The 13,428-nt window shown below is 34.1% G+C and carries 11 protein-coding genes; 9 read left to right on the top strand and 2 right to left on the bottom strand.

The genetic code is table 11. From position 1 onward, the window contains the following. Positions 1-5 precede the first annotated feature (5 nt). The 9 genes from ACFSTE_RS19445 to ACFSTE_RS19405 all read left to right on the top strand — a co-directional run bounded on the left by ACFSTE_RS19445 (position 6) and on the right by ACFSTE_RS19405 (position 11,805). The gene (locus ACFSTE_RS19445; RefSeq protein WP_176030009.1) at positions 6-1,394 is read left to right on the top strand and encodes a bifunctional UDP-3-O-[3-hydroxymyristoyl] N-acetylglucosamine deacetylase/3-hydroxyacyl-ACP dehydratase; all 1,389 of its coding nucleotides are present in this window, start codon (positions 6-8) and stop codon (positions 1,392-1,394) included. A gap of 14 nt (positions 1,395-1,408) precedes the next feature. After that, positions 1,409-2,191: an acyl-ACP--UDP-N-acetylglucosamine O-acyltransferase gene (gene lpxA / locus ACFSTE_RS19440; protein WP_176030010.1), complete on the top strand. Its 783-nt coding sequence runs from the start codon at positions 1,409-1,411 to the stop codon at positions 2,189-2,191. Between the two features lie 30 nt (positions 2,192-2,221). Then, entirely contained in the window at positions 2,222-2,788 is a 567-nt protein-coding gene (efp, locus tag ACFSTE_RS19435) for an elongation factor P (RefSeq protein ID WP_176030011.1), read from the top strand. 22 nt (positions 2,789-2,810) lie between these two features. Beyond that, positions 2,811-3,752, top strand: a complete 942-nt coding sequence (locus ACFSTE_RS19430; RefSeq protein ID WP_176030012.1) for a UDP-3-O-(3-hydroxymyristoyl)glucosamine N-acyltransferase — start codon at positions 2,811-2,813, stop codon at positions 3,750-3,752. Positions 3,753-3,915: 163 nt separating this feature from the next. Next, the gene (gene sucD, locus ACFSTE_RS19425; protein WP_176030013.1) at positions 3,916-4,788 is read left to right on the top strand and encodes a succinate--CoA ligase subunit alpha; all 873 of its coding nucleotides are present in this window, start codon (positions 3,916-3,918) and stop codon (positions 4,786-4,788) included. A gap of 156 nt (positions 4,789-4,944) precedes the next feature. Continuing rightward, positions 4,945-7,926: an insulinase family protein gene (locus ACFSTE_RS19420; RefSeq protein WP_378255199.1), complete on the top strand. Its 2,982-nt coding sequence runs from the start codon at positions 4,945-4,947 to the stop codon at positions 7,924-7,926. Between the two features lie 129 nt (positions 7,927-8,055). Next, positions 8,056-8,802 carry a 3-oxoacyl-[acyl-carrier-protein] reductase gene (gene fabG, locus ACFSTE_RS19415; protein WP_176030015.1) on the top strand — a complete coding sequence of 249 codons (747 nt, stop codon included), beginning with the start codon at positions 8,056-8,058 and terminating at the stop codon, positions 8,800-8,802. A gap of 128 nt (positions 8,803-8,930) precedes the next feature. Continuing rightward, on the top strand, positions 8,931-10,961 hold the full coding sequence (locus tag ACFSTE_RS19410) for a VWA domain-containing protein (protein ID WP_378255197.1): 2,031 nt from the start codon (positions 8,931-8,933) through the stop codon (positions 10,959-10,961). A gap of 28 nt (positions 10,962-10,989) precedes the next feature. Continuing rightward, positions 10,990-11,805, top strand: a complete 816-nt coding sequence (locus tag ACFSTE_RS19405) for a prohibitin family protein (RefSeq protein ID WP_176030017.1) — start codon at positions 10,990-10,992, stop codon at positions 11,803-11,805. Between the two features lie 69 nt (positions 11,806-11,874). Here ACFSTE_RS19405 and ACFSTE_RS19400 read toward each other — a convergent pair whose 3' ends face one another. Continuing rightward, positions 11,875-12,411 carry a hypothetical protein gene (locus tag ACFSTE_RS19400; RefSeq protein WP_176030018.1) on the bottom strand — a complete coding sequence of 179 codons (537 nt, stop codon included), beginning with the start codon at positions 12,409-12,411 and terminating at the stop codon, positions 11,875-11,877. A 15-nt stretch (positions 12,412-12,426) separates the two neighbouring features. Continuing rightward, complete coding sequence (locus ACFSTE_RS19395; protein ID WP_378255194.1) at positions 12,427-13,356, bottom strand: OmpA family protein; 930 nt, start codon at positions 13,354-13,356, stop codon at positions 12,427-12,429. Positions 13,357-13,428 lie beyond the last annotated feature (72 nt).

Here is a 13,428-nt window from a genome sequence, read left to right as displayed (position 1 = left end):
CTGTTGTGACTAAGCAAAGAACTATTAAACAAGAAGTAACTCTAAATGGAGTAGGGCTTCATACAGGTAAAGAGGTAACATTAACTTTTAAGCCGGCACCAGCTAATCACGGTTATGCTTTTTGTAGGGTAGACCTGGAAGGTTCTCCTGTGATAGAAGCAGACGCCAATTATGTTGTAAATACCCAAAGAGGAACAAACCTCGAAAAAAATGGAGTAAGTATCCAGACATCCGAGCATGTTTTAGCAGCTTGTGTAGGATTGGAAATTGATAATCTTTTAATAGAATTAAATGCTTCAGAACCTCCGATTATGGATGGTTCCAGTAAGTTTTTTATTGAAGCTCTGGAAAAAGGAGGAATTGAAGAACAAGATGTAGAGCGAGAAGAATATGTTATAAAAGATGTGATTTCCTATGTTGATGAAGAGTCTGGAAGTGAGATTATTGTAATGCCTTCTGATGAGTATCAGGTAACAACAATGGTTGATTTCGGAACTAAAGTACTCGGCACTCAAAATGCATCCCTAAAACGTCTTTCGGACTTTAAAAAAGAAATATCAGAAGCGAGAACTTTTAGCTTTCTTCATGAACTGGAAATGCTATTAGAGCATGGGTTGATCAAAGGAGGAGATCTTAATAATGCTATCGTATATGTCGATAAGGAATTGAGTCCTGATACGATGGAAAAGTTAAAAGAAGCATTTGGAAAAGAATCAATCTCTATAAAACCTAATGGGATTTTGGATAATTTGACATTACACTATCCAAATGAAGCGGCAAGACATAAGCTATTAGATGTTATTGGAGATTTAGCCTTGATAGGAACCCGTATTAAAGGGAAGATAATAGCAAATAAACCAGGACACTTTGTCAATACTCAATTTGCAAAGAAACTGTCTAAAATCATCAAAATAGAAAAGCGGAACAAGGTACCTCAATTCGATCTTAATCAACCCCCGTTAATGGATGTGAATAAGATCATGAATATGTTACCGCATCGATATCCTTTCTTATTGGTGGATCGTATTTTGGAAATGTCAGATAAGCATGTTGTTGGGTTGAAAAACGTAACAATGAATGAGCCGTTTTTTATAGGTCATTTTCCTGGAGCACCTGTAATGCCAGGAGTACTTCAGATAGAAGCAATGGCACAAACAGGAGGGATTTTAGCGCTTAGTACAGTTCCAGACCCTGAAAATTACCTGACGTATTTCATGAAAATTGATAAAGTGAAATTTAAGCAACAAGTGTTGCCAGGGGATACGCTGATATTCAAGTTAGAATTAATTACTCCAATTCGTAGAGGAATTTGTCATATGCAAGCTTTTGCATACGCTAATGGAAAATTAGTAACAGAAGCGGAATTAATGGCACAAATAGTAAAATCAAAATAAAGAAAAGAAGATAGATGAATCAACCTTTAGCATACGTTCATCCCGGAGCAAAAATAGCCAAGAATGTAGTGATTGAACCTTTTACTACGATTCATAATAATGTGGAGATAGGAGAAGGGACATGGATAGGATCTAATGTGACAATCATGGAAGGTGCCAGAATAGGAAAGAACTGTAGTATTTTTCCTGGTGCTGTGATTTCTGCTATTCCGCAAGATAAGAAGTTCAATGATGAGGATACGATAACAGAAATAGGCGATAACACTACTATTAGAGAATGTGTCACTATTAACAGAGGAACTACCGATAAGATGAAAACCAAAATTGGTAGTAACTGCTGGATAATGGCATATTGCCATATTGCTCATGATTGTATTATAGGAGATCATTGTATCTTTTCTAATAACAGTACATTAGCTGGTCACATTAATGTAGGAGATCATGTAGTACTTGCAGGAATGGCAGCAGTGCAGCAGTTCTGTAGTATAGGAAATCATGCTTTTGTTACCGGAGGATCTTTGGTAAGAAAAGATGTACCTCCTTTTGTGAAGGCAGCAAGAGAGCCTTTATCTTATGTAGGAATTAATTCCATTGGATTAAGAAGAAGAGGTTTTTCGACAGAAAAAATAAGAGAAATACAAAATATATATCGAATTCTTTATCAGAAGAATTACAATAACACACAGGCAGTAGCTATCATAGAAGCAGAAATGGAAGCAACACCTGAGCGAGATGAAGTGTTAGAGTTTATCAAAAACTCTCAACGAGGTATAATGAAAGGATATTTCTCCAATTAAAAAAGATAATAAACTAGAAAAATATACAGAATGGCGACTACTAGTGATATTAGAAATGGATTGTGTATCAAATACAACCATGATATTTATAAAATTGTTGAGTTTTTGCATGTTAAGCCAGGGAAAGGACCTGCTTTTGTAAGAACTAAATTAAAAAGTGTAACTACAGGTAAGGTAATAGATAATACCTTTTCTGCGGGGCACAAAATAGAAGACGTACGTGTAGAGACACATAAGTTTCAGTTTTTATACGCAGAAGGTGATACCTATCATTTTATGAATGTAGAGGATTATAATCAGATTACACTTCAGAAATCTACCTTAGATGCTCCTAAGCTGCTAAAAGAAGGAGAAGTTGTAACAGTTATTATTAATTCTGAAGATCAGATGCCGCTTTCTGTAGAGATGCCTGCAAGTGTTATTTTAGAAGTAACAGCAACAGAGCCTGGGGTGAAAGGAAATACAGCGACAAATGCCACAAAACCAGCTACTGTAGAAACAGGTGCGGAAGTTATGGTCCCTCTTTTTATTAATGAAGGAGATAAGATCAAAATAGAAACAGAAAAAGGAACCTATAAAGAAAGAATTAAAGAATAGGTAACTCCCTTTTTAATATAATATGAAATTCCCCCAAGTACATACATTAGAGCAAATTGCTACAATAATTTCTGCTGACTTTGTAGGTGATGCCTCATTTCCCGTATATGGAATGAATGAAATTCATGTGGTAACTCCCGGAGATATTGTTTTTGTAGATCACCCAAAATACTATGACAAAGCGCTAAAAAGCGCTGCTACTGTAGTATTGATTAATAAAAAAGTAGATTGTCCGGAAGGGAAAGCGTTGTTGATCTCAGATGATCCGTTTAGAGATTTTAATAAATTGACTACCTTTTTTAAACCTTTTGAACAAGCAAGTCATACCATATCAAAATCTGCCAAAATAGGAAAAAATACCATCATCCAACCAGGAGCTTTTATTGGTAATAATGTGGTAATAGGAGATAATACAGTGATACATGCGAATGTAAGTATTTATGACCATACTATTATAGGTAATAATGTGACTATTCATTCAGGTACGGTCATCGGTTCAGATGCCTTTTACTACAAAAATCGACCAGAAGGATTTGATAAACTGGTATCAGGAGGTAGAGTAGTGATAGAAGATAATGTGGATTTAGGTTCTTTATGTACAATTGATAAAGGAGTAACAGCAGATACTACTATAAAAAAAGGGACCAAAATCGATAACCAGGTACATATTGGTCATGATACTGTAATAGGAGAAAAATGTCTTATTGCTTCTCAAGTTGGAATTGCAGGATGTGTGGTAATAGAAAATGAAGTAACCCTGTGGGGACAAGTAGGAGTTATTAGTGGAATTACTATTGGGGAAAAAGCAGTAGTCTATGCGCAATCAGGAATAGGAAAATCCTTAGAAGGGAATAAGAAATATTTCGGAAGCCCGGCAGATGATTCTAGAACGAAATACAAAGAGATTGTCGCATTAAAACAAATCCCTAAAATGATGGAGGGATTAAAGGAAAAAAAAGAATAATTTTTCCAGGTAATATAAAGATTTTACCTGGAGAATAGTAATAAGTAAAATAGACTGAGTTGTTTTTAAAAAATTACATAAAATAATTTGGTTTTCATTTTAACTATAGTTGTCAAAAACGTATTTTTGGTAACTTCAAAAAAACATTAAAAATCATAACGCAATGAGTGTTTTAGTAAATAAGGATTCAAAAATTATTGTTCAAGGATTCACAGGAAGTGAAGGTACTTTTCATGCAGGACAAATGATCGAATACGGAACAAACGTAGTCGGAGGAGTTACTCCTGGTAAAGGTGGACAAACACATTTGGATAAACCTGTTTTTAATACAGTAGCTGATGCCGTAAAAGAAGTAGGAGCAGATACTACTATTATTTTTGTACCGCCAGCTTTTGCAGCAGATGCAATTATGGAAGCAGCAGATGCTGGGATCAAAGTAATTATTACTATTACTGAAGGAATTCCTGTTGCGGATATGATCAAAGCTGCAGATTATATAAAAGATAAAGGATGTAGATTAATAGGACCTAACTGCCCTGGAGTTATTACTCCTGGAGAAGCAAAAGTAGGAATTATGCCTGGTTTTGTTTTTAAGAAAGGAAATGTAGGAATTGTTTCTAAATCAGGAACGTTGACATATGAAGCTGCAGATCAGGTAGTAAAACAAGGATTAGGAATTACAACTGCGATTGGTATCGGAGGAGATCCAATCATTGGAACAACTACTAAAGAAGCAGTAGAATTGCTTATTAATGATCCAGATACTAAATGTGTCGTTATGATTGGTGAAATTGGAGGTCAGTTAGAAGCAGATGCTGCAAAATGGATTAAAGAAAGTGGCACTACAAAACCTGTAGTTGGATTTATCGCAGGTGAAACTGCTCCAGCTGGACGTACTATGGGGCATGCAGGTGCGATTGTAGGAGGAAGTGAAGATACTGCAGCAGCTAAAAAAGCAATTATGAGAGAATGTGGAATTCACGTAGTAGATTCTCCTGCTGAAATAGGTAAAAAAGTAGCAGAAGTTCTGGGATAGAGAACATTATAAGATTATAAAAAGTAAAGCTCACTTGGATAACAGGTGGGCTTTTTTTATTCTCTAATAAAACGTTAATTTTTTATTAAAAAAATATTAATCTTGCTTTATGGAAACAAAATTATTCGATTTTTGGCCGAAACTATAAAGAATAATATGAAATTTTTAAAAATTACTTTACTCTCGGTGCTGACATTATTACTTAGTCACTGTAAGGACGCACCTACAATAACAAAAACAGTGACAAAAGTTGCTGTTGAGCAACATACAGATCCTTCGGGATTTACCTATGAAACTGTAACAAATGACCCTACGGGTTTAAGGTTATATACCTTAGATAATGGCTTAAAAGTATATTTGAGTCAAAATGATGAAGAACCAAAAATTCAGACATACATAGCAGTAAGAGCTGGTTCTAATTATGATCCTAAAGAAGCAACGGGGCTTGCACACTATTTAGAACATATGGTGTTTAAAGGAACAGATGAAATAGGAACTCAGGATTATGAAAAAGAAAAAGTATTGCTTCAGGAAATATCTGATTTATATGAGGAACACAGAAAAGAAACTGATCCCGTAAAAAAGAAAGAAATTTATAAGAAGATAGATGAAGTATCTCTGAAAGCTTCCGAAATATCAATTCCTAATGAATATGATAAAATGATAAGCTCTTTAGGGGCGGAAGGAACCAATGCGCATACATGGTTTGAAGAAACAGTATATAAAAACAAAATCCCTGCAAACGAATTAGACAAATGGCTAAAAGTAGAAAGTGAACGCTTTAGTCAGTTAGTATTGCGTCTATTTCATACAGAGTTAGAGGCTGTATATGAAGAGTTTAACATGGGGCAGGATAATGATTTTAGAAAGGCATTTGCAGCAATGTTAGATGGATTATTTCCAAATCATCCGTATGGGCAACAAACAACAATCGGAACATCTGATCATTTAAAAAATCCATCCATGGTAGAAATACATAAGTATTTCGATAAATATTATGTCCCTAATAATATGGCAATGGTAATGGTAGGAGATTTCGAGTTTGATGAAACAATCAAAAAGATCAATGATACGTTTGGAGCATTAAAGAAAAAAGAAGTTGAACATCCTGTATTGCCTAAAGAAGAACCGATTACGGCACCAGTGGTCAAGGAAGTATTCGGACCAACTGCAGAATATGTTTCTCTGGCATTTCGCTCAGAAGGGATTGGAACTAAAGAAGAGAAGCTATTGACATTAGCTGATATGATCCTTAGAAATGGAACTGCCGGTTTAATAGATTTAAACCTAAATCAAAAACAATTAGTACAAAGAGCAGCCTGTTTTACAACTTTTTTGAATGATTATGGTTTTCATGAGTTCACAGGTAGTCCTAAAGCAGATCAAACATTGGATGAAGTAAAAGATTTATTACTAGGAGAAATTGAAAAGCTAAAAAAAGGAGCCTTTGATGAATGGATGATTTCTGCTGTAATAAACGATTTGAAATTAACACAGACGCAGCAGTATGAGAATAATACAGCCCTGGCATCAGCATATTATAATGCGTTTATTCATCATGAGGATTGGAAGGATAAAGTTGCTTTTTTGGATGAGTTAAAAAAAATATCCAAACAAGAGCTGGTAGATTTTGCTAATGCATTTTATAAAGATAATTACGTAGTTACTTATAAAAGAAAAGGAGCGGATAAAAATATCACCAAGGTAGAAAATCCAGGAATTACCCCAGTGCAATTAAACAGAGACAAGCAATCTGGGTACTTACAGGAATTTATGGCAATAAAAAGTGCAGATTTAAAGCCTAAATACGTAGATTACAAAAAAGAAATTAAAGAAGAAAAAACTGAAAGTGGATTAAATGTTGCTTATATAGAAAATAAGAATAACGATTTATTCTCTCTTAATATCATATTTGATATGGGGCAGAATAATGATAAAAAAGCGGCATTAGCAGCTGGATATTTAGACTATTTAGGGACAGATAAATACTCTCCGGAAGAGCTGAAAAAGGAATTTTACAAATTAGGTATAGATTATTATGTAAGTACGGCTGCGGATAAAACCTATGTTGGAATTTCTGGATTAAAAGAAAATTTAGATAGTGGTTTGGTGTTATTAGAACACTTATGGTCGAACGCAGTACCGAATCAAGAAACATATGCTAAATATATAGATAAAATAGCTAAAGGTAGAGAAGATGGAAAAACACAAAAAGGAAATATCCTTTGGTCTGGTTTAATGAGTTATGGAAAATATGGAGAGAATTCACCTTTGAGAAATGTCTTTAAAATAAAAGAATTACAAGCGTTTGATCCACAAGAGTTGGTTAATAAAGTAAAAGAATTAAAGAATTACAAACAACGTATTTTCTATTATGGGAAGGATGTGGCAGCAGCAATTGCTTCTCTGGATAAGAATCACATCATACCAGAGAATTTACTGGAGTATCCAGAAAAAACAACCTATGTAGAAAAAGAAACAGGAGGTAATGTTTATTTTGTGGATTATGATATGGTACAAAGTGAAATGTTGTTTTTGGCTAAAGGATCAGAATTTGACCCGGCAAAAATGGCAGCATCCAGATTGTTTAATACATATTTTGGAAGTGGACTTTCTTCGATTGTTTTTCAGGAGATAAGAGAATCGAAATCATTAGCGTATGCTGCTCAGGCAGGCTATAGTACAGCAAGTAAAAAAGAAGATTCGAATTATGTGTATGCATATGTAGGTACACAGGCAAATAAAATGCCTCAAGCGGTGGATGCCATGATGGATTTAATGACTAATATGCCAGAAGCAGAAGAGCAATTTAATGCAGCTAAAGAAGCTACCTTGAAGAAAATTGCAGCACAGCGAATTACAAAGTCTAATATTTTCTGGACATATGAATCGTTGAAAAAGAAAGGAATAGAGAATGATAATAGAGAAGAGATTTATAATACAATCAAAAATATGACATTAGCTGATCTCAAGAAATTTTTTATTGAAAACATTAAAGGAGAAACGTATAACGTTATGGTGATTGGAAATAAAAAAGATGTCAATATGAAAGCATTATCCAAACTAGGAAAAGTTCAGGAAATGAATATTGATTATCTTTTTAATTATGAGAAAGATGATACAAATGTAAAGCTGTAATATAGTTATTTCTTTCAATAAAAAAATAGATAAACCCCGCAAGAAAACGCGGGGTTTATTGTTGACCACAACATAGTAATTCTTATCTTTGATATCTTTAATAAATAAACACAAATAAAAATAAAGCGAATGAATCTCTTACAAGGTAAAACAGCTATTATTACTGGTGCAAGTCGAGGAATCGGAAAAGGAATAGCACAGGTTTTTGCTAAGCAAGGTGCCAATGTAGCATTTACATATAGTTCTTCTGTAGAAGCAGCCAATGAATTAGAAAAAGAATTAACAGATTTAGGGGTAAAAGCAAAAGGGTACCAAAGTAATGCAGCCGATTTTGCGCAAGCACAAGACTTAGTGGCAAGTGTTTTAGAAACATTCGGAAGTATTGATGTCCTAATCAATAATGCAGGAATTACCAAGGATAATCTATTGATGAGAATGGGAGAAGAGGATTTTGATAAAGTGATAGAAGTAAACCTCAAGAGTGTATTTAACATGACGAAAGCGGTTCAGAGAACCATGCTGAAACAACGCAAAGGAAGTATCATTAATATGAGTTCTGTTGTAGGAGTAAAAGGAAATGCCGGACAGGCTAATTATGCCGCATCTAAAGCAGGAATCATTGGGTTTACGAAATCAGTAGCATTAGAATTGGGATCTAGAAATATTAGAAGTAATGTAGTTGCTCCTGGATTTATAGAAACAGAAATGACAGCTAAACTAGATGAGAAAGTTGTCGAAGGATGGACAAGTGCCATCCCGTTAAAACGCGGAGGAACCACAGAAGACATTGCAAATGCATGTTTATTCTTAGCTAGTGATATGAGTAGTTACGTTACAGGACAGGTACTTCAGGTAGATGGAGGAATGTTGACTTAATATATCAGGAGTATATTTACTTGTGGATTATATTCAAAGTTTTTGAGATCTTTGAAGTTTTAAATAGTAACTTTATTAGGTAGAATATAACCAGAGGTTATACAATTTAAAATTATAAGAATTCACAGATGCAGATACAACAAATAATATTGATTATAGGAGCTGGGGTACTAGCCTTATTAATAGCTCTTTTTCAATACTTATACAAAGCAAAAAGCAGATCTAGAAGGAATCTGTTTTTTGCTTTTCTTCGTTTTTTAAGTGTTTTTTCTTTATTACTACTTTTAATAGACCCTACATTTACACAAAACACATACATCAATGAGAAACCAACCTTATTGGTAGCAGTTGATAATTCATCTTCTTTAAAACACCTGAAACAAGATCAAATTTTGCAGAAAATGGTTCAGGAGTTAAAAGATAATACATCACTTAATGAGCGATTTGATATAGATTACTATGCGTTTTCCGATGCCTTAAAAGATTCCCTGTCACTGGATTTTACAGGAAAGCAAACTAATATTTATAATACGATCGATGAGTTAAATCAAATTTATAAGAGTAATATAGCTCCTGTCGTATTGTTAACCGATGGAAATCAAACCTATGGGAAAGAATACCAATTCAAAACGACAAAACATACACAACAGGTGTTCCCGGTTATTCTAGGAGACACTACCATCGTTGAAGATTTAAAAATAGAACAGCTAAATGTAAATAGATATGTATATCTGAAAAATAAATTTCCGGTAGAGTTGATCCTTTCATATTCAGGAGATAATACGATCACTACTAGTTTAGAGATTCTGTCAGGTACCAGAAAAATCTACAATACGACTGTTTCCTTTTCTAAGGAAGAAAACTCTAAAGTTATAAAAGTAACCTTACCGACAATACAGCCGGGGGTGTTTGAATACAAAGCAAGACTGGTTCCTTTAGATCAGGAAAAAAACACTATTAATAACACGAAGAATTTTGCAGTAGAGGTGATCGATCAGAAAACAAATGTGTTATTGGTGAGCAGAATATCACATCCTGATTTAGGAGCTTTAAAAAAGAGTATAGAAAGCAATGAAAGAAGAAGTGTTACTATTGTCAAACCATCAGATATAAGAAAGTTAGATGAGTATCAACTGATCGTGATATATCAGCCAGATGCTACTTTCAGAAAGTTATATGAAGAGTTAAAGACAGTTAAGAAAAATGTTCTTACGATTACAGGAACAAAGACAAACTGGAATTTTCTAAACCAGATACAAGCTAAATATACACAGGCGATAACCGGACAAACAGAAAACTATACCCCCAGATTTAATGCTAACTATTCCGCATTTTTATTAGAAGATATCGGATTTGATAAATATCCGCCATTATTAGGAAATTTTGGAGATATACGAATAAATGTTGCACATGATATTCTTTTGTATAGAAGTATATCCGGAATAGAAACAAACTTTCCGCTACTATGTAGTTTGGAAGACAATGGAATTAGAGAAGCAGTACTGCTGGGAGAAAATATTTGGCGATGGAGAGCAAATGACTTTTTGTTGACTAACAATTTTGAGAGTTTTGACAATTTCCTGGGTAAATTGGTTCAATACCTGGCATCAAATAAAAAGAAAAGCAGGTTGACCACATATGCAGAACCTTTCTACTATGGAAATACTAACATAAAAATAAAGGCAGCTTACTTTACTAAAAATTACGAATTTGACAGAAGAGCAAGTGTAAGCATTCGAATAGAAAATAAAAACACCAATTCAGTAAAGGAAATTCCAATGCTTTTGAGAAAAAATGCTTATCAGGTAGATGTTAGTGACCTGCCGGCAGGATCGTATACTTATTCAGTTCATGTAGCAGGAGAAAACCTGTCCAGGTCTGGAAACTTTACCGTATTAGAATATAATGTTGAACAACAGTTTCTGAATGCAGATGTAACAAAGTTAAAACAGTTAGCGACTAATACAGGTGGAAAAAGTTACTATATACATCAAAAAAATCAGTTGTTGGATGACTTGATACATGATGATAGGTATCAGATAATACAAAAGAAAGAGGAAAAGGTCATCTCTTTAATAGATTGGAAATACCTGGTGCTGATTATTGTTGGCAGTCTTGCTATCGAATGGTTTATGAGAAAGTATAACGGACTTATTTAAATAAAAAATAACTAAAGAATATATTATAATGGAAAAACTACCAAAAATAGGCGTGCCGATTATTGTTTTACTCGTATTGGGAGTAATCTTTGTATCTAAATCTACAGTGACAATAGGTTCAGGAGAAGCAGGAGTTTTATATAAAACATTTGGAGGAGGAGTAGTGACTGATGAAGCTCCCCTGGGAGAAGGGTTTCATTTGGTGGCTCCCTGGAATAAAGTAATAGTGTATGAGGTAAGACAGCAAGAAGTGTTTGAAAAAATGCAGGTATTGTCCTCTAATGGGTTGGAAATTAAATTGGATGCTTCGGCATGGTTTCAACCTAAGTATGATAAATTAGGATTGTTGCATCAGCAAAAAGGAGAAGATTATGTGAGTAGAGTTTTATTGCCTACAATTCGTTCTGCTGCCAGAAGTGTAGTAGGAAGATATACTCCAGAGCAGTTGTATTCTAGCAAACGAGATGCTATCCAGAAAGAAATTTTTGAAGAAACAAAAAAAATCGTAGAGAATCAGCATGTACAGTTAAATGAAATCTTAGTTAGAGATGTAACACTTCCGGCTACAATTAAGGATGCGATAGAAAGAAAACTCAAGCAAGAACAAGAAGCATTAGAGTATGAGTTTAGATTAGAAAAAGCTCGAAAAGAAGCAGAACGCCAGAAAATTGATGCCGAAGGAAAGGCAACGGCTAATACTATTCTCAATGCTTCATTAACAGATAAAATTCTGAAAGAAAAAGGAATACAGGCTACATTAGAATTGGCAAAATCTCCAAATGCCAAGGTGGTAGTTGTAGGATCAGGAAGCGATGGAATGCCTTTGATTTTAGGGAATCAATAGGAAGTTAACCCAATGATATACTATAAAAAAAGGCGGTCATATGACCGCCTTTTTTTACTGCACGTATCCTTAGTTTTTATCTTTGAGTTTAGAAGCCTGTTTTTTCCAGTTATCTCGCTCTATTCTACCTGGGAAAAATTGAATTAATTCTGTAACAGTTTCTATATCCTGAGATGTAAATCTGCTTATTTGGTCAAAAGTATAAATACCAATACTATTTAACTTCTCTTCTATAAAAGGACCAATTCCATTAATTAGTTTCAGATCATCCTTTTGCGAAGCATCTGCGCGACCAAAACTTTCAAAGTTTAATTTAGGAGTTTCTGCTGGAACGATATCTACAGGAGTTCCCTGACGATCTCTCGTTTTGATAGCTTTAATACTGTCATCGCTCTCGATATCAGTAGAAGCTGTAGTAGAGAATGTAGTATTAACCGTCTTATATTTAGTGTTTTCTAAAGTTTCTTTTTCTTTAAGACATTGATCTAATGCCGACTTGTATTTCTTTTTAAGGGACCATCTGGATAATAACCATCCTAATAAGAAAGCTAGGAACAATAATAATAGCAGACACCACCAATTTGCTTCTTGTAAAAAATTAAACATATTTCTTTAAGTTATTTAGTTAACAATTATTTCAATTCTTCTGTTTTTATTACGATTTTCCGGACTATCATTAGGTACGATAGGGTCAGATTCTCCTTTGGATTGTGTAGTGAGTTTTTCTGAAGGAATCCCACGACTAACAAGATATTTTTTTACATTATTAGCTCGTTGTTTTCCAAACCAAAGATTATCTTCTTCTTCTCCGATATCATCAGTATGCCCTATAATGTTCACCTTTTTTTCAGGATATTTAACCAGGTAGTTTTTTAATTCGATAGCATAACTGGAGAGCGTAGCGTCGGGTTTAAAATCTTTTTGACCAAAATTGCTGTATAAAGTTTTATTGGCTATACTCTTTTCAATTTCATTAAGTCGATCCTTGTTGCTTACTTCATGAATTTCAAAAGTGATCCCTCCATTATATTTACCTTCATCATTATAGGTGTAATCATGTAGTTTTGATTTTGTGAGAATACGATCAGCATTAATCCCTCCGGTGATAAATAGGTTTTTTACAAAATTAGCTCTATCCAGTCCTAGTTGTTTTCCAGAATCCTGTTCTTCTTTTGTTTCAAAACCATAGACAATGAGTTCCTTGTCCAGGTTTTTACCTAAATAATTCGCTAAAAGATCATTATATCCATCAGCACTACTAGGGATGCATACACTGTCGTTTGTTTTGAGAATTTGTAACTGTTCCGGATATCTGAAAATATCCTTGCCGAGATGGTCTTTTATAAAGAAACCATTCGCCAGTTTATTGGCAAGTGCGATACTGTCTTCATAAGCCTTTTTCTTACGAGCTTCTTCAGCAGGATCAGGTTGGTTTTGTACGGTGGTAATACTACTATTTTTTTTCACAGAACACCAGTCACAGGAATAGTACCACCACATTCCTAAGCAGGCAAACAGTAAAAAAATTAGCAAAGAGATAAAGTTTTTCATAAATAGTTGATTAGCATTTGCCTTTTAAAGTTATAAAAATGTTTATAATCAACCTATATAAATGGTTAAATT

This window comes from Aquimarina hainanensis (assembly GCF_042684685.1).
GTDB lineage: Bacteria > Bacteroidota > Bacteroidia > Flavobacteriales > Flavobacteriaceae > Aquimarina > Aquimarina hainanensis.
This window is presented reverse-complemented; position numbering and strand designations above follow the sequence as displayed.

What these genes read in the sequence shown, in the direction of transcription:
- efp (WP_176030011.1), top strand. Translation starts at nt 2,222, where the DNA reads ATGGCGACTACTAGTGATATTAGAAATGGATTGTGTATCAAATACAAC.
- ACFSTE_RS19405 (WP_176030017.1), top strand. Translation starts at nt 10,990, where the DNA reads ATGGAAAAACTACCAAAAATAGGCGTGCCGATTATTGTTTTACTCGTA.
- lpxA (WP_176030010.1), top strand. Translation starts at nt 1,409, where the DNA reads ATGAATCAACCTTTAGCATACGTTCATCCCGGAGCAAAAATAGCCAAG.
- ACFSTE_RS19430 (WP_176030012.1), top strand. Translation starts at nt 2,811, where the DNA reads ATGAAATTCCCCCAAGTACATACATTAGAGCAAATTGCTACAATAATT.
- ACFSTE_RS19420 (WP_378255199.1), top strand. Translation starts at nt 4,945, where the DNA reads ATGAAATTTTTAAAAATTACTTTACTCTCGGTGCTGACATTATTACTT.
- fabG (WP_176030015.1), top strand. Translation starts at nt 8,056, where the DNA reads ATGAATCTCTTACAAGGTAAAACAGCTATTATTACTGGTGCAAGTCGA.
- ACFSTE_RS19395 (WP_378255194.1), bottom strand. Translation starts at nt 13,356, where the DNA reads ATGAAAAACTTTATCTCTTTGCTAATTTTTTTACTGTTTGCCTGCTTA.
- sucD (WP_176030013.1), top strand. Translation starts at nt 3,916, where the DNA reads ATGAGTGTTTTAGTAAATAAGGATTCAAAAATTATTGTTCAAGGATTC.
- ACFSTE_RS19410 (WP_378255197.1), top strand. Translation starts at nt 8,931, where the DNA reads ATGCAGATACAACAAATAATATTGATTATAGGAGCTGGGGTACTAGCC.
- ACFSTE_RS19400 (WP_176030018.1), bottom strand. Translation starts at nt 12,411, where the DNA reads ATGTTTAATTTTTTACAAGAAGCAAATTGGTGGTGTCTGCTATTATTA.